Raw genomic sequence first — 22,535 nt, forward strand, 5'->3', positions numbered from 1 at the left:
TATTCTCCGCTCATCTCAGATGCAAATCCAGGGCGCTATTTGGCTAGCTTGAGGTCGCTATTTATTATTTTTGCTGCCTGTACTGTTTCTCAAAACTTGCATTGGCAAGTGCTATAGCAGCCCATGCCTTCGTCAGCTCATCTGGCGTCATTTTAATATCATTAATGGAAACATCAGGCTTAACGGGCTCGCTCCCATTCTGTGCTGAGATTTCTGGCCCTTGCTGACTTATATTTGCCGCAACAGGAACTGGCGGTGCCGTGCGAACTGGCATCAGTGGCTGATTAGGTGTCGTAATCGGAGGTGGCGGCGGCGGACTTGTGGGGCGCGTTACCTGCGTTTTCTTAGCTACCGTAGGAGGAAATGCTGATGCCGTGTTGCTTGAATTCCGAGGTGCAAGGGGGGCTGGCGGTTCCGGTCTCGCTGGTTTGTTAGCTACCGTTGGAGAATGTGGCGGTGCTGGTGGCGCTTCCTTGGGGCGCTTTATCTCGGTCTTAACTTGTATATTCTGGGATTGCACCGCTTTGATTTCTATCTTATCGGCAGGTTGTAGGGAATGACCTTTTTGCCCGAAAGTTCTAATGCATTCTTGAACGGTATTGGAGATTCTTGACAGAACTTTGCTGAATGTACTGGTACCCCGTTTCTGAACGCCAGAATGATTTGACGCAGCTATTTGAGCTATACTACTTTTCTGAATAGTTTTCATTTTTTTCTTTCACATTATTATCCTTGCAGCAGCTTAAGCCCACCCGTTCATTCATATCTTTCATAAAGCGAGTCTTGACCAACACCGAAATATTTATACAGGCGATTAATAAATTAATTAGCATGTAAAGAATAATGAATTATTTATGTATGAGTGATACAAAAAAAATAGAATAACGCCATAGTTAATATTTCTCATCCGAGCAAAAGTGTGAATTTAAAATGATGCGGATCACATTTTTTATCTATGAAGAGAAAATATTATTGATATTATTTCGTGACTGTTCTAGCGATTAATTAGCTTCTCTTTATTTATGTAAGAATATTTTTGACGGATATTAAAACGTTGGTATTAATAAAAAAAGAGTGCAATAAATGCACTCTTTTTTTATAGCGAATATCAGTAATACTGGGGCCTTATTGGGGATAAGGTACCCAATCACCGCCATTTAGCCGAATATAGGGTTTGCCCTGATATTGCATCACAATAGCATTATCATTTTCTGATATTACGGCGGTCTCCGGTAAACCCTGCGTCAGCGTCTGCCAATCAACACTTGGAGTGGTAAACACTTTGCCATCCACCATGCGTGACACCAATTCAGAAATCGCCAGATAGCTGCTTGGCGCACTGACTACTACCGGGCTGGCTGGCTGTGGCGCTTTCATGCCAATCAGCTTAATCCCCACTGGGATATGGGTGATGCTAGGGCTCGGGATATCGCGCAGACCAGACATCTGCATTTTATCACCCACCAAGGCAGCTCCGTGCTCTGGCACCACGACCACCATGACTTTCCGACCAGACTTTTCCAACTCTTCGAGGAAGGTATTCAACTGGTCAAACAGGGTTTGGGCGCGAGTACGATAATCTGCCGATTTATTGGTGCCCACGAAACGATTACCATCATGTAAGGGTATGATATTCATGAAAGTTGCGCTGCGCGAATCACCGCCATTCTTCTGCTGTTCCAGCCAACGATTCAGTAGTTCCAGATCGTTATAAATCGGCTCGCCGTCAAAAGAGGCCAATTGGTTACTGATACCTTTCTGCGACATCATCGGTGCGCGCATATTGCCGTCATCCTGGATGTTTTGCAGATAATTACCAAAGACACCAGAGTGATCCATCATCAACTGTGAGGTAAACCCAAGTTTAGCTAAATTATCAAACAGATAGCACTGTTGGTCTTGTGGCTGATACAGATCTTTGTGTGATGACTGGCCGCAGCTGGCGCGTAACAGGCGGATAGACGCCGGGCCACTGTAGGCGGTGGCTGAGTTGAAGTTCTTGAACAAAATATCAAACTTGCTCCACAGCGGGTGTTTATCCAGTTGAATGGCCTCAATATCTGACCATGACAGCGAGCAGATATTAATAACTAATAAATCAAAGGGTTGTGCGTCTCCTGGCAGTGAAGCCGGGAATGTTGTGTGACGAGTTTTCTCTTGCTCATAAAAAGCATTCAAATGAGCGGTCAGATTTGCGTCGGTTGGCGGCCCACCGGCTTCAACAGGGCTACTCCCTGCAGTTGAGGGTTGATCTGTGCTTGCTGGCGCTGTTGTCGCTGCCGTCTCCGCAGTGGAAGCCAGAGAAAATGCTGGCCCGGCGATACCGGCGACATTTAGCCAAATCATGGCGGCTACGACAAAAACAGTCACTCGAATCCACTGTGAAATAAACAGGTAGCCTACCAGAATGACGAAGGCTGTTCCTATCATCGTCCAGTTAATGAAACGGCTAAGCAGTTCAATTAGATAGCTAAAGCTAAAGCCCGTGACCTGCGAGCCTTGGCTCATGATGCTGTTGATACCGGGCAGCCAAGTATCGTGATAAAGCAGGCCGATACCGATGGGTATGGCTATCCAATGACGCCAGCGGTGGACACGATATGCTGGGATTGGGAACAGCAGAAAGGCAAGAAATACCAGGTTTGCCAGCGGATGGAAGTTCAGGTAACCAAACCACAGTAGGGCAAATTTGAGCAGAAAGTAGTAGTTCCATGCGCCCAGACCGCGCCAATAGCGCCACGGGCTCTGCCATTCTTGCTGTTTATTTTTTGCGTTCATGGTTATTTCTTAGTCTGTGGAGATGAGCCATCACGCAACCAGATCCCTTCTGATTTTAAATAGCGCGCGGATAAGAATAAATGCTGCCTTTTCTCCCACCACCGCGGAAACCAGCGGCGGGCCATATAGCCCAGTGGGAAAAAAATAATGGCCCCCAGTAACAGAATTTGCCCAATATCATTGAGATTCATTAGGCGTTCTCCTGAGAACCGATATTCAGTGTCAGTGGTACGGGGGTGCGCCGGACGCGTGCAGCTTGCTCTGGCACATCAACTTCTTGTTTATAAGTCTTTTTATCCCCAGTGGCTTGCCATGCCTCGGGAGTATTCATCATTCGGTTCATCTCTGAGATGATCTCCTGATCCTGATACCACACCAGCCGGTTACTGAATGCCTCGGCTACCGGTAAGCGGAAAATATGACTTAAAGCAGTATCTAAGTCATTGATACGACAGGTAGAAAGGAATAGTAATAACCGATTATCAGACACCGTCACTACGTCGCCATAGCGGCGCAAATGGCACAGTGTCAGTGCCTGACGTGCTTGTAGCCCCGGTACTGCTCGTAGCGCCACCAGTACACCTTTACCGTTTTCCGGTAACAAGGTGTTATTCATTAACTGCAAAACCGATTGGTAGAACTCGGTGGGGGGCAGATAGCCTTTGAGCTGAAGGGGGCGCAATGCTTCCAGTAGTGCATTGATATCTTCGGGAACATAACGCGAGAAGCGCTGCCCCTGAATGCCTTCCAGCATTGTCAGAAAACGCGACAATGGCGCAACATGGGGCACAATCAAATTGGCCCCGCAGGCCAGTAACAGGCGCTCGTCGCTGTAGCGCAAGCTGGCATGCATTTCGCGTACCACGATTTTGACTGTATTGCCGCGTTGACGGCGGATGTTGTGGATTTGATGCGCCATTTCATCAATTTGCTCGCTTTGATTCAGCGCAAAAATAAGTGTTGCGGCATGCGCCGTCATTGCGCGCTGAGCCAGAGAGGTATTAGATTCCAGTAATTGCCAGTGGGTAGAAAGGGGCGGAGCACCTTCCAGAATGCTGCTTTCTGCTAAATACAGATGTTCATCATTGCGTGACTGCGGCAGGGCTTGCTGGACTTCATCCGCCATGCTCCAGCCTTGTTCATCGGCTTCGAGCAAAACCAACTGATTGGCGGTCACCCCTTTTGCGGTGCTCCACCAGGAAACTACATATTGCGCGTTATCCTGCTGCCATTGCAGATTAGCCAAACCTTGTAAATAACGGTGCTGACTGACCAACTGATTTTTGATTTTATTAATGCCAGTGCTATGACAAATCACCAGTAATGTACAGTTCTGGGCTCCTAGCCATTGCTGAATATGCTGTAGCCACTGCTGCATCTCTTCGCTGGTAAAAGTTTGCCACAGATTAGCGGGCGCAAACAAAATGAAGAGTCGCTGTTGTGGGCGCAGCGAACGCATTAAATCATGAGTTAAATATTTTAAGGCGTTTTTTTGAGCAGGTAAGTTAAATAGTGGTAATTTACTGGGGCCAGAATGGACAACATTACTCAGGAGAGTTTCAGGTTTTTGCCCTGAACAAATCAATGCTGCCCGGGTACTTTCAGGTTGGCTACGAATAAGTTGCTGGCAAAATAAATTGGCATCAACTTGACGTTCAATATTGACCCAATAGAATCCAGGAGCCTGCATTACGGCTAATTCATCCCAGATTTTTCGAACACCTAATGAGAAAGATCGTGACATAGATTCTTTATCTGCTTTCGTTAAAGTGCTATTGGGCCAATTACTGGATAAATTCAAGGAACAATTGTAACATTGCAAGAAGTATTAACCAATGTTCCTGCCTTGATATTAATCTAAGACTCATATTATTGGGAGAAAGTATACTCTGGTTATTGTTATACTTAATTACCATAGCCTATTTTCTAAAGGCGGATAAATGAAGACGATAATAAATCGATTCCATGAGAAAACTTCACTTGAAGCTCAGGATGATCTACTAGCATTAAGTCAGGCTTTCTCGTTACCCACGTTAAGTTATGTCGATATTGTCCGTCAGGAGCGATTAACCCAAATGATGGCTCGCTGGCCATTGCTGGCCGAATTGGCGCAATCCACAGGGAGTAAATAGTCTATGCCGGTATTGGCTTTGCAAGGTGTAAGAGGGGGCATTGGCACGACATCGGTCACCACAGCTCTGGCATGGGCATTACAGCAACTGGATGAATCGGTTTTGGTGATCGATTTTTCACCGGATAATTTACTGCGGTTGCACTTCAACATGAGTTTTGAGCAATCCCGTGGTTGGGCTAAAGCTGAAGTGGATGGCGAAGGTTGGCAGCAAGGTGCGATGCGCTATACCGAGAAGCTGGATTTCTTGCCCTTCGGCCAATTAACTCAAGTTGAAAATGAACAACTCAGCGCCTCTTTGCAGCAACATCCTCGTCAATGGCAAGAGAATCTGTCTCGATTGCTGGCCAATGTGCGCTATCGCTGGATTCTGTTGGATATCCCTGCGGGTGATAGCGCATTGACCCGTCAAGCACTGGCGCTGGCTGATCAAACCCTGATTCTTATTCATGCAGATGCCAGCTGCCATATCCGCCTGCATCAGCAAAATTTGCCTGCCGGCTGCCATTTTTTGCTTAATCAGTTCTCTGCCAGCAGCCGTTTACAACAGGATTTACACCAGCTCTGGCTACAAAGTCTGGAGAGCTTATTACCTATATTTATTCATCGCGATGAAGCAATGGCTGAAGCATTGGCAGCTAAACAGCCATTGGGTGAATACAGCGCGCAAAGTCTGGCGGCAGAAGAAGTGGTGACTTTGGCAAATTGGTGCCTGATTAATGCTGCGGAAAGCGGCCTATGAATCACCTGATGCGGATGTTATTCCTCACCCCGGCCTATCAGGGGATGCGCCGCCGCTATCATCTCTATATGCAGCAAGGCTGCACTGTGCTCACGGCGTTTCTCACTACGCTGGCGCTGCCACTGTGCTGGGTCTTCCTGCGCCTCGAGTCCCCGAGCTGGCAGAGTGTGATACAACACCGCACTTACTGGTTCCCGCAAATTTCCCCCCATCGCCCACGTTTGGGGGATGGTTTGCGTTATCTGCTGCAAGGGTTGTGGCTGTTATTAATCCGGCCGCAATCTGATCATAATAAGAAACGCCAACCAGCGGCCGCGGGTAAAGGTTGGGTAAAAAACAAAAGACAGGGATATATCAGTTGGTTGGGGAGTATTCCTGAGCGCTTTGAACTTCAGAAAATAGAGAACTCAGTTGCCATCCAATTAAGCCAACTTTCAAGGCGCACCCGCCGTATCCTGTTTATTATTTTGGGTATTTTTACCGGCATCCTGGCCCTGCTGTGTATCTCACAGCCATTTGGCATGATGGCACAATTCGTGTTTGTATTACTGCTGTGGGCCATTGCTATGGTGGTGCGGCGAGTGCCAGGGCGCTTGCCTACCCTGATGCTGATTGTGCTTTCGTTAACCGTATCCTGCCGCTACTTGTGGTGGCGTTATACCGAAACCCTTAACTGGGATGACCCTGTCAGTCTAGTGTGCGGTTTATTATTACTGTTAGCCGAAACTTATGCTTGGGTAGTATTGGTGTTGGGCTATTTCCAGACTATTTGGCCGCTCAACCGCCAGCCAGTGCCTATGCCGGAAGATATCAATAGTTGGCCAACCATTGATTTGATGGTGCCGACTTATAACGAAGACCTGGGTGTGGTGAAACCAACCATTTATGCCGCGCTGGGTATTGATTGGCCGAAAGACAAAATCAATATCTATATTCTCGATGATGGTAACCGGCCCGCGTTTAAAGCATTCGCCGCAGAAGTGGGGGTGCACTACATTGCCCGTCCGACCCATGAGCACGCCAAAGCCGGTAATATCAATAATGCGCTGAAACAGGCCACCGGTGAGTTTGTCGCTATCTTTGACTGCGACCATGTGCCCACCCGGTCTTTCCTGCAACTGACCGTCGGCTGGTTCTTTAAAGATAAAAAGCTCGGCATGATTCAGACGCCGCATCACTTCTTTTCACCCGACCCCTTTGAGCGCAATCTGGGGCGTTTTCGTCAAACTCCGAATGAAGGCACGTTATTCTACGGCCTGGTGCAAGACGGTAACGATATGTGGGATGCAACTTTCTTCTGTGGTTCCTGCGCCGTGCTACGCCGCAGTGCGCTAGATGAGGTGGGAGGGATAGCGGTGGAAACCGTTACCGAAGATGCCCATACATCATTGCGTCTACACCGCAAAGGTTACACATCAGCTTATATTCGTATTCCACAGGCGGCCGGATTAGCAACCGAAAGCTTGTCAGCACATATCGGACAGCGTATCCGCTGGGCGCGCGGCATGGTGCAAATCTTCCGGTTGGATAACCCGCTGCTGGGCAAAGGGCTGAAATTTGTCCAGCGCTTGTGTTACGCCAACGCTATGTTGCACTTTTTATCCGGCATTCCGCGCTTGATTTTCCTGACCGCGCCGCTGGCATTCCTGTTGCTGCATGCTTACATTATTTTCGCACCAGCACTGGCCATTGCACTTTATGTGTTGCCGCATATGATTCACGCCAGCCTTACCAACTCCCGCCTACAAGGTAAATATCGCCACTCATTCTGGAGTGAAATCTATGAAACGGTGCTGGCCTGGTATATTGCCCGCCCGACTACTGTGGCGCTGCTCAATCCCCATAAAGGGACGTTTAATGTCACGGCAAAAGGTGGGTTGGTCGAAGCACAACATGTGGATTGGGTGATAACCCGTCCTTATATGACGCTGGTATTGCTGAATCTGGCCGGTTTGATTGCGGGCTTGTGGCGCTTGGGTTATGGCCCGGCGACTGAAATCATGACCGTGGTCATTAGCCTGGTGTGGGTCATTTATAATATGACGATTTTAGGCGGGGCAGTAGCGGTGGCGGTTGAAGCCAAACAAGTTCGCCAATCTCACCGTGTCGAGATTGCCATGCCAGCAGCGGTGGCGCGTGCTGATGGCCACTTGTTCTCCTGCACCCTGCGTGACTATTCCGATGGTGGGGTGGGGATCGAAATGCGCGAAGCCGGGTTACTGAAAGACGGTGAAGCGGTACATCTACTGCTTAAACGCGGCGCGCAGGAATATACCTTCCCGTGTGAAGTCACTCGCGCTTTTGGCACCAAAGTCGGGATGCGGATGCATCAACTGAGTGTGTCCCAACATATTGATTTTATACAGTGTACTTTTGCTCGCGCTGACACGTGGGCGCTGTGGCAGGATGGCTTCCCAGAAGATAAACCGATTGAAAGCTTGCGTGATGTTTTGGCGCTAGGCTTTAGAGGCTATGTCCGTATGGCCAGCTATGCTCCACCGGTGATTCGAAATGTATTGATAGGATTTACCTCCCTGATTGCCTGGATTGCATCGTTTGTACCCCATGGCGTGGATAAAAATCAGGCTCCGAGTAGCCAGGGCCAGACAGTGGCTCAACATTGATGATGATATGATGACGAGAAAAATAACCTGGTTTACCGCACTGGCTTTGGGATTGACGCCATTCACCCATGCCGAAACACCAGCAGTTCCGTCGCTTCAATCGGCGGCCTCGACGACTGCTGTCGCAGCAACAGTGGATTTAGCACCTGTCGCTCCGGCGGCATTGCCGAACGTCCCCGTTCGCGACGTCGCTTACACCTTTGCTAAGATTGCCCCACCACCGGGGACATTCGCCTTGCGTGGTACCAATCCAGAAGGGGTGATTGAATTTGGCGTGCGCAGTGATGAAGTGATCACTAATGCGATGTTAAACCTCGAATTTACGCCATCACCTTCACTTATCCCGGTGGAATCACAGGTTAAAGTCTTTCTGAATGATGAACTGATGGGTGTCACGGCAATCACTAAGGACCAACTGGGTAAACCAACGCGGTTCCAGTTGCCGATTGATCCGCTTTATATCAGTGATTTCAATCGGCTGCGGTTAGTGTTTGTCGGCCACTATCAGAACATCTGTGAGAATCCGGCCAGCAATACGCTGTGGCTGGATATCAGCAAATCCAGCACGTTGGATTTACGCTATCAATCACTGTCAGTCAAAAATGATTTATCCCATTTCCCTGAGCCTTTCTTTGATGCGCGGGATAATCGTCCGCTCAGCTTACCGGTAGTTTTTGCCGCGGTACCGGATGTGGCGCAGCAACGCGCAGCCTCTATTTTGGCATCGTGGTTTGGTGATAAAGCGCAATGGCGCGGGCAGAATTTCCCGGTTTTGTATAATCAGCTACCGACTCAGCATGCCGTGGTCTTTGCGACCAACGCCCAGCGCCCTGATTTCTTGAAAGATTACCCGCAGGTCAAAGCACCGACGGTGGAAATTATCAGTCACCCAGATAACCCGTATGTGAAGCTGTTACTGATTCTGGGCCGTGATGATAATGACCTAATCATAGCGGCACAGGGGATAGCGCAAGGCAATATCCTGTTCCGTGGTCAAAATGTGACGGTAGATAAAGTCGAACAACTGGCACCACGCCAGCCTTATGATGCGCCAAACTGGGTGCGTACCGACCGGCCCATGACTTTTGCTGAGTTACAGCAATATCCAGATCAGTTGCAAACTACCGGTTTATTGCCGCCGCCGATTTCATTATCGCTGAACCTGCCACCGGATTTATTCCTGATCCGCAGTGCGGGCATTGATATGCGTTTGAAATATCGTTATACCTCAACGCGCCTGATGGATGGTTCCCGCTTAAGTATTAGCCTGAATAATCAATTTGTGCAGGACTACCCGCTGTCGCCGAATACGCCGGAAGACAGTAAAATCCTGCGGCTGCCATTGCTGCAAGGCTTACAAGACTCTGCCAAGCGGTTGACCATTCCGGCATTGAAACTGGGAGCAACCAACCAGCTACGCTTTGATTTTGACTACAGCACCTTGTTGGCGAGCGGCGCGGAAGGGCGCTGTGAAACCTACTCTACCGCGCCAAACCACGCGGTGATTGATGGTAATTCCACTATTGATTTCTCCGGTTACCGCCACTTTATGGAAATGCCCGATTTGCGGGCATTTGCTAATGCTGGTTTCCCATTCAGTCGCCTGGCAGATCTCTCCGAAACTCTGGTCTTGGTGCCACCAAAACCTGCGCCGTCACAACTGACTACGCTGTTGAATACCGTGGGGAATATCGGGGCGCAAGTCGGTTACCCGGCGTTGGGTATTAACATCACCGACGACTGGTCAGAGGCAAAAGACCAAGATGTCGATGTGCTGATTATCGGTACCATTCCGCCAGAATTACGTGATGACCAGAAGATTAACTTGCTGGTGGATCAAACCCAGAGCTGGGTCAAAATGCCAAATCGCCAAACGGGCTTGCCGGACATGTTGGCTCCTGCTTCCGATAGGGTGGCAGATAGTAAAACGACCGTCAGTTCTGAAGGCGCGATGTCGGCTATTATCGGTGTGCAGTCACCTAACTTCCCGCAACGCAGTATCGTGGCGTTATTGGCTGACAGCCCGCATGGCTACAGCTTACTGAATAACGCGTTGCTCGACAGCGGCAAACGTGAGGCGGTGTTTGGCTCGGTCGCGGTTATCCGTGAGTCAGGCGTTAACAGCCTACGTGTTGGTGACACCTATGATGTCGGTCATTTACCTTGGTAGGAGCGCATCTGGCACAGCTTATCTTCTCATCCGGTTCTGTTGGCGGGTGTCGCAGTGTTAGTCGTGGTGATTGCTGCAATGATGGCCTGGCGCTTGTTACGCCTGATCAGTCGCCGCCGGTTATCACCTGATGAGAGAGATTAATTCTGATGGTCGTGATGTTTAAACGACTGGTATGCATCCTGCTGCTGCTTGCCAGTTTTGGTACCGCAGCAGCTTGTGATTGGCCAGCATGGCAGCAGTTCAAACAACACTATATCAGTGAGGCGGGACGGGTTATCGACCCCAGCAACCCGAGGAAAGTCACCACGTCGGAGGGGCAGAGTTACGGCTTGTTTTTTGCATTGGTGGCTGATGATCGCGAGACATTCGATCGATTACTCACTTGGACGGAAAACAACTTGTCAGCGGGAGATTTAACCGCCCGGCTGCCCGCATGGTTGTGGGGGCAACGTAACGGACATAGCTGGGATATTCTCGACCCAAACTCGGCCTCTGATGCTGATTTGTGGATTGCTTACAGCTTATTAGAGGCCGGCCGATTGTGGGATGCCCGCCGCTACCAGAGCATGGGAACGTTGCTGCTGCAACGCATTGCCAAAGAAGAAGTGGTGAATATTCCCGGCTTGGGTGAAATGTTATTACCGGGCAAAATTGGCTTTAATAATGAAGACCGTTGGCGGCTCAATCCAAGCTATCTGCCACCACAATTGCTGGCGCGTTTTGCCTCTTTTGCTGGGCCGTGGAAAGCCATGGAGAAAACCAATCAGCGGCTATGGCTGGAAACAGCACCCCATGGTTTCAGCCCTGACTGGGTGGTGTGGCAAAAAGATAAAGGCTGGCAGCCGGATGAAACTCACCCAAATCTCGGTAGCTACGATGCGATTCGTACTTACTTATGGGCCGGGATGTTATCGAATAATAGTCCGCAAAAGGCGGCACTTATCCAGCGCTTCCAACCGATGGCTGAAGTCACCCAACAGCAAGGTTTGCCACCGGAAAAGATCGATACTTTGACTGGCAAAATAACCGGTGATGGGCCGGTTGGCTTTTCGACGGCATTATTGCCGTTTCTAGCCAGCAGTCCCGCACCGTTTAATCAGCAGGCGCTTAGCCAACAACAAAAACGGGTACAAGATTCACCTCCGGGAGCCGATGCTTACTACAGTGCAGTGCTGACACTGTTTGGTCAGGGATGGGCACAACATCGTTATAGCTTTAATCGTCAGGGTGAGCTTCAGCCCTCATGGAACAGTCAATGCGCAACATTAAAATAAACTGGCTGTTAAGCCTGGCGTTATTGCCTCAAGCCTTTATTGGTATAGCGCGGGGGGCCGAATCGGTCTCGCCAACCCAGTTTTTACTCGAACAGGTACGATTGGGCGAGGCGACCAATAAAGACGAGTTGGTTAAGCAGTCACTGTATCGCCTGAATATGATGGACCCGAATAATCCAGATGTTATTGCGGCGGAAATACGTCAGGCATTGCGGCAAGGGAATCTGGCAGAAGCACAGAAGCAGTTAGATAAATTGCAACAATTGGTACCTGACTCTGATGTGTATCGGCGCGCTAAGCTGATGTTGGCCATGACAAAACCTGAGGTGCGTCAACAATTGCAGGAGGCGCGCCTGTTGGCAACCGCTGGGCGAGTCGCAGAAGCAAAAGTTAAATATGATCAGTTGCTACAAGGGAATCCACCCACACTGGACCTGGCAGTTGAATATTGGCGGCTGGTGGCGCGGTTACCGGGTCAGGAAGCGCTGGCTACCCAGAAACTTGCTTCGCTAGACCAACAATATCCCGGCAATATCGCTCTACGCATGGCATTGGCGCGCATGTATTTCAGCCAACAAAAGGCCGCACAGGGCTACGCGATGTTGGAGAAAGTGGCCACAGACCCTACCGGAACGTCAGATGCCGCTGATTTGTGGATGGATACCATCAAAACGATGACGGTAAGCCCGCAAAGTGTTGCTGCATTGACCCATTTTCTCAATGTGTTTTCAACTGGCCAACAAGCAGATATCGCTCGCAAAGAGCTGGCTAATCAGCAAGCCATGCTGGCCGATCCGACCTATCAGGCGCGGTTAAGTGGGTTGGCGAAAGTCGACAGTGGTAGTGGCGCGGCCGCAATACCGGCATTGAAACAAGCATTGGCAGCCTCTCCTAATGATCCTGAAATTCTAGGCGCACTGGGCCTGGCTTATGCCCGTGCGGGAGATCGTGCACAGGCTTTGCGGTTGTTTGAACAGGCACAAAAATCAGACAAAGACGGCCTGAAGAGTGATAAATGGGCCAGTTTGATCAAGACCAACCGTTACTGGTTGCTGAATGATGAAGGGGATAAAGCGCTGAAAACCGGCAATACTGCACTGGCCCAGCAAAAATATCAGCAGGCGCGTCAAATAGATGGCAGCGACAGTTATGCACTGATTGGCTTGGGTGATGTGGCCGTGGCCCGTCATGATGATAAAACTGCCGAGCAGCATTACCAGCAAGCATTGCGTCTTGATCCAGCTAACAGCAGTGCGGTGCGTGGGCTAGCTAATATCTATCAACGTGAATCCCCACAAAAAGCACTCAATTACCTGAATAACTTGCCGCGCAGCCAACAGGTAGAAATGCGCGACACACTCAACAGCCTGCAATTAGATATGCTGAAACAGCAGGCGGAAACGTTGGCGGCACAGCAACAGTGGCATCAGGCGGCAGAGAAATACCGGCAAGCGCAAAAGATGGCGCCGAATGATGTCTGGATAACTTATCGGTTAGCACAAGCATTGGCGCAAGATGGCCATTTGTCGCAAGCGGATGCAGAGTTCCACCAATTGGTCAGTCGTAAACCGGGTGACCCAGAGCAGGTCTATGCTTACGCGCTCTACCTTTCTAGCACCGAGCGAGATAGCCAGGCATTGGCGCATCTGGCCACACTGCCAGCGGCGCAATGGAACGATAATATTCGTGAATTAGATCAGCGCTTGAAATTAGACCAAGTGCTGACATTGGCGCGCCAACTGCGGGAAAATGGCGATGAAACCGGAGCGATAACCGCGTTACGTCAGCAACCGGCGAATACACAAATTGACCTGACACTGGCCGATTGGGCGCTGGAACGTGGTGATTACAGTGAGGCGCTGGCGGGCTATCAGCGTATTCGGGCGCGCGAGCCGCAAAACCCTGATGCGCGTTTGGGCGAAATCGAGGCTTATATTGCCGAGGGCCGCCTTAGCGATGCACGTCAGCATTTGCAAACTGAACCACTGACGGGCGAAGGTGCCAGCTTAAATACCCAACGGCGGGTCGCTAATGCCTGGAATGGTGTGGGTGAACCACAAAAAGCAGACGATATCTTCCAACGGTTGAAACCCGCTGCCGCCAAAGGCGCACCATCACAGGATGATGCGTTGGTGTTTCGCGACTCGGCCCGTTTAGCGCAATCACAAGGGCAGCCAACTGCTGCGCAAGATGATTTCAAACAGGCGATGGTCGCTAGCGGTATTGCACCGACACTGCCGACAGATAATGACAGCTATACCTTACTAACACGTAATCAGGCCACGGATGATTGGCTCAAACGAGGCATTCGTGCTGATGCTGCGGACCTCTATCGCCAGCAGGATACCCGCGTCACACTGGATCAGGATTATCTGCGCTCCAGCGGTACTGAAGGGATTTCTGACCTCAGCGCCTACAACACTATGTTGCAGGTAGACACTGCGCTAGCCGATGGTCGGGCGTTCTTCCGCACCGATACTGTGCAGATGGATGCAGGCACGCTGGATGCCAATACTCGGTATAAAGCGGGGACTTGCTATCGCTCCGAAACGGTTTGTCACACGGATTTACATCAACGGGCAACAGGTACCAGTGTGGCTGTTGGTTGGCAGAATGACCGTTGGGCCACGGATATCGGTACAACTCCGATGGGATTTGATGTGGTTGATGTGGTCGGTGGTGTGGCATACAGCAACAGCTGGAATCACATGGGGTGGACAGCAACTGCCTCACGGCGGCCGATATCCAGCTCATTGTTGGCTTTTGCCGGTGCAAAAGATCCTAATACCAATATCACCTGGGGTGGCGTGCGTGCCAGTGGCGTAAGCTTAGGTACTAGCTATGATCGGGGTGAAGCAAATGGGGTCTGGAGTGATTTAAGTTATCATTATCTAACCGGGAAAAATGTGGCCGATAACCAGCGGCTACGTTTTATGACTGGCTATTACTACAAACTTATCAATGAAGACAATCGCCGTTTCACCATTGGCTTGAATGGTATGTGGTGGCATTACCAAAAAGATCTCAGTGGTTATACGCTAGGTCAGGGCGGGTATTACAGCCCGCAGAAATATTTGTCACTGGCTATTCCGGTGAACTATCGGCAGCGGACAGATAACTGGTCTTGGGAGTTGGGTGGGTCGGTTTCGCTATCACATTCAGCCACCAGTGATAGGGCGCGTTATCCGATTCAGAGTTTGCTCCCGGCTCCTGTTATTGATCCTGATACAAATCGGCCAAAAAATATTTCAGACCGTTATGACACTGATGGTGGTGAAAGCAGCAATGGTGTGGGCTACACCTTACGAGCATTGATTGAGCGCCGTCTGAGCTCACATTGGACACTGGGTGCCGGAGTGGATATCCAGCAAGCAAAAGATTATACCCCAAGCCATGCGCTGATTTACCTGCGCTACTCGATGGCGGGATGGCAAGGTGATCTGGATATGCCACCGCAACCGTTAGTGCCTTACGCGGACTTTAAGTGATCGCCAGCTGCGCTTATTTGCATAAAAAAGCAACTTCATCGTGTTTAATAGCACTTTGAAGTTGCGATCTTGATAGGAAAAGACCGAAACCCACGGTATTCTTCCCAACCGGTTTAGTTTCGCAAGATAAAATCTCAGGGCGATCGAGTATACTCGGACAGCATCGATGAGTCGCCGCATAACAGTGGCAACCATCTTATTTTATTCAGTCGGAATGGGTGGGAGTGAGTTTGCGGGTAAGGCGTTCATTAACGATTAAGCAAATGGCAGCAGTGGCCGTTGTTGCACTGGTCACCATCTGTATTTTTATCGTTCTTCAGTTGTTCCACTTTGTGCAGCAGCGCAAAGATGACTACGCCAAGCAGTTGGAGAGTATCGCTTATTCCGTGCGTCAGCCGCTGTCTGAGGCCATCTTGAGCGTCGATATCCCACAAGCCAAAAAAATCCTCAATAACTTACTGCCCATTGGCATTCTTAGCCGTGCCGATGTGATTCTGCCTAATCAAATTCAAGTGTTACACGCAAGTTTCCCCACCGAGCGGCCAGTCCCCCGCTGGGCCAAGCGCATTTTTGCTCTGCCCGTTCAGATAACGGTACCACTGTATTCACTGGAGCGAGTCTCTGCTAATCCGCAACCACTGGCACATTTGGTGTTACGTGTGGACTCGTATCGTATGTATCAATTTATTCTGAGCACCTTGTCGGCAATGCTGTCGACTTATTTGCTATTGGCACTGGTACTCTCGGTATCTATTGCCTGGTGTATTAACCGCCTGATTATTCATCCATTACGGGCGATGGCTAAAGAGCTGGAACATATTGGGCAGCAAGGTGTACTGAATCACCAATTGACTATGCCTGCCCATCATCAGGATGATGAACTGGGTATATTGGTTCGCAATTATAATCGTAACCAGCAACTGTTAACTGAGGCTTATACGGATATGAGCCGTACCCAAAGTACTGGCCGGTCTTCGTTGCATAAAACGCAAAAGCAGTTGACGCAGGAAAATGATATTTTGCAGGCGATTGAACGGCGTGATTTCGTCCTGTTTTTACAGCCACAGTGGGATATGAGAGAGCGGCGGATTATAGGTGCCGAAGCATTACTACGCTGGCGCCAAGCGGATGGCAGTTATCTTTTACCTTCTGAGTTTGTTCCTGATGCGGAAGAGAGTGGGGCCATGATGCCGCTCGGCAGTTGGGTGCTGGAGGAAGCATGCCGCATTCTGGCTGACTGGAAAGCACAAGGAATGAACTTGTCATTGGCGGTGAATATTTCCGGTTTGCAAATACAATGCGATAGTATCATTACACATCTAAAAACCGTGATTGGTCGCTATAACATTGACCCGAGCCAATTGGTGTTGGAAATCACAGAAACCGCGCAGATTCAAAATCTCGACGCCGCGTACGTATTGCTGCGTGAGTTACAGGGACTGGGGTTATCGATTGCTCTGGATGATTTCGGTACCGGCTATTCAAGTCTGCAATATCTCAATCATCTGAAAAGCTTGCCGGTGAATATCATTAAATTGGATAAAAGCTTTGTGAAACATTTGCCAGAAGACGATGCGATGGCGCGAATTATCAGCACCATTTCTGATGTGTTGAAACTCCGAGTGATGGCTGAAGGCGTAGAGACTGAAGAACAACGGCAATGGCTACTCAAACACGGTATTCGATGTGGTCAGGGCTTTTTATTTTCGGAGCCGTTATCACGTGAGGAATTCGATACTCGCTTTACCCTGCGCCCTTGATGCCACAGCTACGTTAGCTTCCCTCACTTACCCGAATCACTGACTTGATTTGCGCTTAATCACTGTGCTTTAGTCGAATATCAGTATTTTCGTCTAAATAGTAGCAGCCAAAATATTATCCTTCCCTATATTAAATAAAAATAGATTTTTATCTAAAATACCTACTTCTCCATACTTTTAAGTGTATTGATTGCCAAATTATCCCTGCGGAAATAACGTTATTATATAAAAGTGATTAAAACCAATAATAATACCTATAAGAAAATATTCGACTGACATCTATTTTGTTTATTCAGCCACATATACAATACTAGCACCTGCCTAGTCAAGACTATTTAATTCGAAGGCGATTCCCTTCGGAATTGCCCCTACCCCTTGCTATCCCTAGGCTATAACAAAAAAATCACAGTCCAAGTGCATTAGTCAAAACTATTTACTTTGAACCTTGTCACATAAATGGATATAAGTTCTATTAATTTCGAACTGTTAGTCATGGATCTCGGAACTTTATATCAAAATAAATAGAATGACGTTTCATAAGTGGAATGTATATTTATCATAATAATTAACGTTATTTATTAAAATAAGGTAACTGTAATGAAATTTAAATTATTATCTCTGGCAGTGGCATCACTTATCAGCACCAGCGCAATGGCAGTAACCATTGATTATCGTCATGAAACACAAGACCAAAGTGGTAATAATCACAAAGACCGCTTATTAATGTCCCACCGCTTTGCTAATGGCTTTGGCTTATCGCTGGAAGGTAAGTGGAAAAGTGCCAGTGACAAAGATAAGCCATTCCATGAAGGTGTGAGTAACGGCACTGAAGTGGTTGCTAGCTATGTCTATAAAATTGATAAAACATTCTCTATCGAACCAGGTTTCTCATTAGATTCAAGCTCGACGGCTAACAGCTATCGTCCTTATCTACGTGGTAAGGCAAATATCACTGATGATCTCTCTGTTTCATTGCGTTATCGTCCTTATTACAAACGCATCAGCGCTAATATTAATACAAAAAAAGACACGTCTGAAAATGGTTATAACCTGACGAGTGTTTTGAGTTATAAAATCAATAAAGACTTCCAATTAGACTATGAGTTGGATTACAAGCAAGCGAATAAAGCCGGTGTGATTCTGTCGGATAACGAAAATTACGATTGGACCCATGATTTTAAATTGACGTATAAGTGGGATAAGAACTGGTCGCCTTATATGGCTATCGGTAATGTTTCCGGCAGCAAAAATACCGATGAGCGCCAAACTCGTTACCGTGTAGGTATCAAATACAGCTTCTGATCCCGCGTTGAAATAATTAAATTCTGACCTTAGGGGTCACACCTCGCTATAACGATTTTTGACAGGTAACGAAGTAATGAAAAAAAGAGCGTTATTTTTGAGTATGGCTGCGCTGGCAACGCTGTATATACCCGTCGCTCAGGCAGCGGATACCGACCGCCTGACCGTGGTAAAACAGTATGTCGATAATGTATTAAACAAGGCATCCGATACTTACCACGGGGATAAGCCCAGCCCGCTGCTGGCGGATGGTGTTGACCCCCGAACCGGACAGCAATTGGAATGGATATTCCCCGATGGCCGTCGGGCAGTATTATCAAACTTCTCAGCACAACAAAACCTGATGCGTATCATGAGTGGCTTGAGCCAACTCAGTGGTGATCCGCGCTATCAGAAGCGTGCTGAAGATATTGTTCGCTATCACTTCCAGCACTATCAAGACCCGAGTGGCTTACTGTATTGGGGCGGACACCGGTTTGTTGATCTGAAAACCCTCCAACCAGAAGGGCCAAGTGAAAAAGAGAGGGTGCATGAGCTGAAAAATGCCTATCCCTACTATGACCTGATGTTCAGTGTCGACAGTGATGCGACTGCTCGCTTTATTCGTGGTTTTTGGAATGCCCATGTTTATGATTGGCGTATTCTCGAAACCAGCCGACACGGTGAATATGGCAAACCGATGGGCGCACTGTGGGAAAGCAAATTTGAGCAGCAGCCTCCTTTCTTTTCTACCAAGGGATTGAGTTTTCTTAATGCGGGGAATGATCTGATTTATTCCGCGTCCCTGCTTTACAAACACCAACAAGATCAGGGCGCATTAACTTGGGCTAAACGCCTGGCCGATCAGTATGTTTTGCCGCGAGATGCCAAAACGGGCCTCGGCGTTTATCAATTCACACAAGCCCTGAAACGTGAAGAACCCACTGATGATGCCGATACCCATTCCAAATTCGGTGACCGTGCTCAGCGTCAGTTTGGTCCAGAGTTCGGCCCGACAGCACTGGAAGGCAATATGATGCTTAAAGGGCGCACCAGCACCCTTTATTCTGAGAATGCCTTAATGCAGTTGCAATTAGGTAAAGACTTAGGCCCACAGGGGCAGGACTTGCTGAAATGGACAGTGGATGGTCTGAAAGCATTCGCCAAATATGCCTATAACGATCAAGACAATACCTTCCGGCCAATGATAGCCAACGGGCAGGATTTGTCGAATTACACCCTGCCGCGTGATGGGTATTACGGCAAGAAAGGCACAGTGATTAAGCCATACAAAGCCGGTAATGAATTCCTGATTTCTTATGCGCGTGCCTATGCTATCGACAATGACCCATTACTGTGGAAAGTAGCCCGCGGTATTGCCAACGACCAGAGGCTGGGTGATATCGGTACTGCGCCGGGTAAAGAAGTCAAAGTCAATATGGGCACTACCAACAGTGATCCTTACGCCTTGTTTGCTTTGTTGGATCTCTATAATGCCAGCCAGGTAGCGGATTATCGAAAACTGGCAGAGAAAATCGGCGATAATATGATTAAAACGCGTTATATCGACGGTTTCTTCATGGCTTCGCCTGATCGCCAATACGCCGATGTTGATGCTATAGAACCTTACGCTCTGCTGGCTCTGGAAGCGTCATTGCGTAATAAACCACAGGCAGTGGCACCTTTCCTCAATGGTGCGGGCTTCACGGAAGGGGCGTATCGAATGGATGACGGTTCAGCGCGAGTTTCAACCCGTGATAATGAACTGTTCTTGCTCAATGTGGGTGAGAAGCTGCAACCGAACGGCCGTAAATAGTCCCGACAGCGGCCCGTGCTGGGGCCGCTGTTGGTAAAAAGTGCCGAGCAGTGGCTTCCCAGGGTCTGCTTGCCCGGCGCTTTTACCCACGGGTTCTCATCGTCGTGATAAAAAGGATAGGTTGATGAAAAAACAAATTTTAGCCACAGTTTTGCTCGGTTCGTTGTTCTGCGCATCTGGTTATGCGGCGCAAATTGTTGCTGTAACGGCATCCGGTTATGACAGTGAAAAAGGCCATGTCCCGGCGAATGTCGCTGATGGTGATGTTAAAACGCGTTGGGCGGCATCTGGTGAAAGTTGGGTGCAGCTTGAACTGGATAAAGAGCAATCCATTGAAAATATTCTTATTGTCCCGTTTAAACCCACGGAGCGGAAACTGAAATTTTCCATTTTTTACTCCAATGATGGCAAAAGCTGGCAGCCGTTGGCTGAAGGTCTGGAAACATCTTCCGCAGATAAAAATGGTGAAAAACTGACTTTTGCACCCGTCACGGCTAAATATATCAAGTTGGATACCTTCGGTACGGATGTTAATAACTGGAGTGCCATTAACGAAATTGCGATTAATAGTGCTGCTGCGCTACCCAGCCGGGCCATCAAATAACCCGGACTGTTTTTGCTAAATAGCCCCCTTTCCCTACCCTTAAAAGGGGGCAATTACCCGCCAAACGTCCCTCTCAATAATCACTCATTCCGATAATCCCTTATTTCTGTTGGTTGTTTCTTTTCTATTCATTCTTGTAGCTAATCATTTTGAGTTAATTGTCTGGTTGATTTGACTGAATTCCCATTGTTGCTGCCGCTTGAAGCGTTTCAGTTCTTAATTTCGCATTTAGGGTGCAATCCAGTGCAACTAATAATTTCCATATTGTTATGAGGGTGTTATTTTCCGCGCAAGCACGGATAAAAAGAAGTGTCACTCAATCATCACAGAGAGCAAAGCGACAGGCTGCCGTGTATTTCTCCAAAAGGACATAGTTATGAAAGCTTCAGTATTTAAAAGTCTTTATTTTCAGGTGTTAACGGCGATTACCTTGGGCGTATTATTGGGGCACTTTTACCCAGAACTCGGCGCTCAAATGAAACCTTTGGGTGATGGATTTGTTAAACTAATTAAAATGATTATCGCACCCGTGATTTTCTGTACTGTGGTGACCGGTATTGCGGGTATGGAAAGTATGAAAGCGGTGGGCCGCACCGGTGCCATTGCGCTGCTCTATTTTGAGATTGTCAGTACCATTGCACTGCTGATTGGCTTGGTGATTGTTAACGTGGTGCAACCCGGTGCTGGCATGAATATCGACCCAGCGACACTGGATGCCAAGGCGGTTGCACTTTATGCCGAACAAGCCTCGCAGCAAGGGATTATACCTTTCTTGCTGGATATCATTCCTGGCAGCGTCGTGGGTGCCTTTGCCAGTGGCAACATTCTGCAAGTCTTACTGTTTGCTGTTCTGTTCGGTTTTGCCCTGCATCGTCTGGGTGAAAAAGGTCAGCTTATCTTTAATGTCATTGAGAGCTTCTCCCGCGTTATCTTCGGTATTATCAATATGATTATGCGCCTGGCACCTATCGGGGCTTTCGGTGCAATGGCCTTTACTATTGGTAAGTACGGTGTGGGCAGCTTGGTGCAGCTGGGTCAGTTGATTATCTGCTTCTACATAACTTGCGTGTTGTTTGTGGTGGTAGTGCTGGGTTCTATCGCGAAATTCAATGGTTTTAATATCTTCAAGTTTATCCGTTATATAAAAGAAGAGTTGTTGATCGTGTTAGGGACATCATCTTCAGAGTCTGTGCTGCCGCGCATGCTGGATAAAATGGAGAAAGCGGGGTGTAAGAAATCTGTGGTGGGCTTAGTTATTCCGACTGGTTACTCGTTTAACCTGGATGGAACCTCTATTTACCTGACGATGGCGGCGGTATTTATTGCTCAGGCTACCAATACCCATATGGATATTATTCATCAGGTGACCTTACTGGTGGTGCTGTTGCTCTCCTCAAAAGGTGCGGCCGGGGTAACAGGCAGCGGCTTTATCGTTTTGGCTGCCACTATTTCTGCGGTGGGGCATTTACCATTGGCAGGATTGGCGCTGATTCTGGGTATCGACCGCTTTATGTCTGAAGCCCGTGCGCTGACTAATCTGGTGGGGAATGGGGTTGCAACCATTGTTGTCGCGAAATGGTGTAATCAGTTGGATAACGATCAGCTGCAAGCGGTGTTATCAAATAAAACCTTACCGAATAACGAGATAAAGAGCAGTATTTCTTCTTGATCCGCTCAAAATAAAATATTAAGTCTTTTGTTCAATTCACTACCGGTGGCTAACATTGTCACCGGTAGCCGCTCTAGATCCCCCCGCGAGACCATTTCTTGTGTTAATTACCATTTAGATACTATTTTTTACTCTGATGAGTGACATCCGCAAAAGCATGCGGTCTAACAGAATGGTACACTCCCACGTTCCGCT

14 protein-coding genes and 1 pseudogene are annotated in these 22,535 nt (G+C 48.5%); 11 read left to right on the plus strand and 4 right to left on the minus strand.

The window, feature by feature from the left end:
• Nucleotides 1–64: 64 nt before the first annotated feature.
• From ACF3VQ_RS00455 to bcsE, 4 genes are all read right to left on the minus strand, one after another.
• Nucleotides 65–709: a hypothetical protein gene (locus tag ACF3VQ_RS00455; RefSeq protein WP_392432969.1), complete on the minus strand. Its 645-nt coding sequence runs from the start codon at nucleotides 707–709 to the stop codon at nucleotides 65–67.
• Nucleotides 710–1,125: 416 nt separating this feature from the next.
• Complete coding sequence (bcsG, locus tag ACF3VQ_RS00460) at nucleotides 1,126–2,778, minus strand: cellulose biosynthesis protein BcsG (RefSeq protein WP_392432970.1); 1,653 nt, start codon at nucleotides 2,776–2,778, stop codon at nucleotides 1,126–1,128.
• A gap of 2 nt (nucleotides 2,779–2,780) precedes the next feature.
• Nucleotides 2,781–2,969 carry a cellulose biosynthesis protein BcsF gene (gene bcsF, locus ACF3VQ_RS00465; RefSeq protein WP_392432971.1) on the minus strand — a complete coding sequence of 63 codons (189 nt, stop codon included), beginning with the start codon at nucleotides 2,967–2,969 and terminating at the stop codon, nucleotides 2,781–2,783.
• On the minus strand, nucleotides 2,969–4,522 hold the full coding sequence (bcsE, locus tag ACF3VQ_RS00470) for a cellulose biosynthesis protein BcsE (protein WP_392432972.1): 1,554 nt from the start codon (nucleotides 4,520–4,522) through the stop codon (nucleotides 2,969–2,971). The genes bcsF and bcsE overlap by 1 nt, the downstream gene beginning before the upstream one ends.
• A 196-nt stretch (nucleotides 4,523–4,718) precedes the next feature.
• On the opposite strand from bcsE, the gene bcsR reads away from it, so the two are divergent.
• The 11 genes and pseudogenes from bcsR (at nucleotide 4,719) to ACF3VQ_RS00525 (ending at nucleotide 22,340) form a co-directional block, all read left to right on the plus strand.
• Nucleotides 4,719–4,910, plus strand: a complete 192-nt coding sequence (bcsR, locus tag ACF3VQ_RS00475) for a cellulose biosynthesis protein BcsR (RefSeq protein ID WP_019084141.1) — start codon at nucleotides 4,719–4,721, stop codon at nucleotides 4,908–4,910.
• Between the two features lie 3 nt (nucleotides 4,911–4,913).
• A complete protein-coding gene (gene bcsQ / locus ACF3VQ_RS00480) occupies nucleotides 4,914–5,651 on the plus strand; it encodes a cellulose biosynthesis protein BcsQ (protein WP_392432973.1) in 738 nt (245 codons plus the stop codon).
• The gene (gene bcsA / locus ACF3VQ_RS00485; protein WP_392432974.1) at nucleotides 5,648–8,275 is read left to right on the plus strand and encodes a UDP-forming cellulose synthase catalytic subunit; all 2,628 of its coding nucleotides are present in this window, start codon (nucleotides 5,648–5,650) and stop codon (nucleotides 8,273–8,275) included. Before bcsQ ends, bcsA begins: the two co-directional genes overlap by 4 nt.
• A gap of 10 nt (nucleotides 8,276–8,285) precedes the next feature.
• Nucleotides 8,286–10,589 (plus strand): annotated as a pseudogene (bcsB, locus tag ACF3VQ_RS00490) (cellulose biosynthesis cyclic di-GMP-binding regulatory protein BcsB).
• 5 nt (nucleotides 10,590–10,594) lie between these two features.
• Nucleotides 10,595–11,722, plus strand: coding sequence for a cellulose synthase complex periplasmic endoglucanase BcsZ (gene bcsZ / locus ACF3VQ_RS00495; protein ID WP_392432975.1), 1,128 nt, complete (start codon nucleotides 10,595–10,597; stop codon nucleotides 11,720–11,722).
• A complete protein-coding gene (bcsC, locus tag ACF3VQ_RS00500; protein WP_392432976.1) occupies nucleotides 11,704–15,210 on the plus strand; it encodes a cellulose synthase complex outer membrane protein BcsC in 3,507 nt (1,168 codons plus the stop codon). The genes bcsZ and bcsC overlap by 19 nt, the downstream gene beginning before the upstream one ends.
• A gap of 230 nt (nucleotides 15,211–15,440) precedes the next feature.
• Nucleotides 15,441–16,970: an EAL domain-containing protein gene (locus tag ACF3VQ_RS00505; protein ID WP_392432977.1), complete on the plus strand. Its 1,530-nt coding sequence runs from the start codon at nucleotides 15,441–15,443 to the stop codon at nucleotides 16,968–16,970.
• A gap of 597 nt (nucleotides 16,971–17,567) precedes the next feature.
• A complete protein-coding gene (locus ACF3VQ_RS00510; protein WP_392432978.1) occupies nucleotides 17,568–18,272 on the plus strand; it encodes an oligogalacturonate-specific porin KdgM family protein in 705 nt (234 codons plus the stop codon).
• A 76-nt stretch (nucleotides 18,273–18,348) separates the two neighbouring features.
• Nucleotides 18,349–20,067 (plus strand): pectate lyase, encoded by a 1,719-nt coding sequence (locus tag ACF3VQ_RS00515; RefSeq protein ID WP_392432979.1) that lies wholly within the window; start codon nucleotides 18,349–18,351, stop codon nucleotides 20,065–20,067.
• Nucleotides 20,068–20,191: 124 nt separating this feature from the next.
• A complete protein-coding gene (locus ACF3VQ_RS00520; RefSeq protein ID WP_392432980.1) occupies nucleotides 20,192–20,671 on the plus strand; it encodes a discoidin domain-containing protein in 480 nt (159 codons plus the stop codon).
• 376 nt (nucleotides 20,672–21,047) lie between these two features.
• On the plus strand, nucleotides 21,048–22,340 hold the full coding sequence (locus tag ACF3VQ_RS00525; protein ID WP_392432981.1) for a dicarboxylate/amino acid:cation symporter: 1,293 nt from the start codon (nucleotides 21,048–21,050) through the stop codon (nucleotides 22,338–22,340).
• Nucleotides 22,341–22,535 lie beyond the last annotated feature (195 nt).

The sequence above is a fragment of the Yersinia fenwicki genome (assembly GCF_043099325.1).
Classification (GTDB): Bacteria; Pseudomonadota; Gammaproteobacteria; order Enterobacterales; family Enterobacteriaceae; genus Yersinia.

Coding starts and splice junctions, on each gene's coding strand:
- ACF3VQ_RS00455 (WP_392432969.1), bottom strand. CDS start 709: ATGAAAACTATTCAGAAAAGTAGTATAGCTCAAATAGCTGCGTCAAAT.
- bcsG (WP_392432970.1), bottom strand. CDS start 2,778: ATGAACGCAAAAAATAAACAGCAAGAATGGCAGAGCCCGTGGCGCTAT.
- bcsF (WP_392432971.1), bottom strand. CDS start 2,969: ATGAATCTCAATGATATTGGGCAAATTCTGTTACTGGGGGCCATTATT.
- bcsE (WP_392432972.1), bottom strand. CDS start 4,522: ATGTCACGATCTTTCTCATTAGGTGTTCGAAAAATCTGGGATGAATTA.
- bcsR (WP_019084141.1), top strand. CDS start 4,719: ATGAAGACGATAATAAATCGATTCCATGAGAAAACTTCACTTGAAGCT.
- bcsQ (WP_392432973.1), top strand. CDS start 4,914: ATGCCGGTATTGGCTTTGCAAGGTGTAAGAGGGGGCATTGGCACGACA.
- bcsA (WP_392432974.1), top strand. CDS start 5,648: ATGAATCACCTGATGCGGATGTTATTCCTCACCCCGGCCTATCAGGGG.
- bcsZ (WP_392432975.1), top strand. CDS start 10,595: ATGGTCGTGATGTTTAAACGACTGGTATGCATCCTGCTGCTGCTTGCC.
- bcsC (WP_392432976.1), top strand. CDS start 11,704: ATGCGCAACATTAAAATAAACTGGCTGTTAAGCCTGGCGTTATTGCCT.
- ACF3VQ_RS00510 (WP_392432978.1), top strand. CDS start 17,568: ATGAAATTTAAATTATTATCTCTGGCAGTGGCATCACTTATCAGCACC.
- ACF3VQ_RS00515 (WP_392432979.1), top strand. CDS start 18,349: ATGAAAAAAAGAGCGTTATTTTTGAGTATGGCTGCGCTGGCAACGCTG.
- ACF3VQ_RS00520 (WP_392432980.1), top strand. CDS start 20,192: ATGAAAAAACAAATTTTAGCCACAGTTTTGCTCGGTTCGTTGTTCTGC.
- ACF3VQ_RS00525 (WP_392432981.1), top strand. CDS start 21,048: ATGAAAGCTTCAGTATTTAAAAGTCTTTATTTTCAGGTGTTAACGGCG.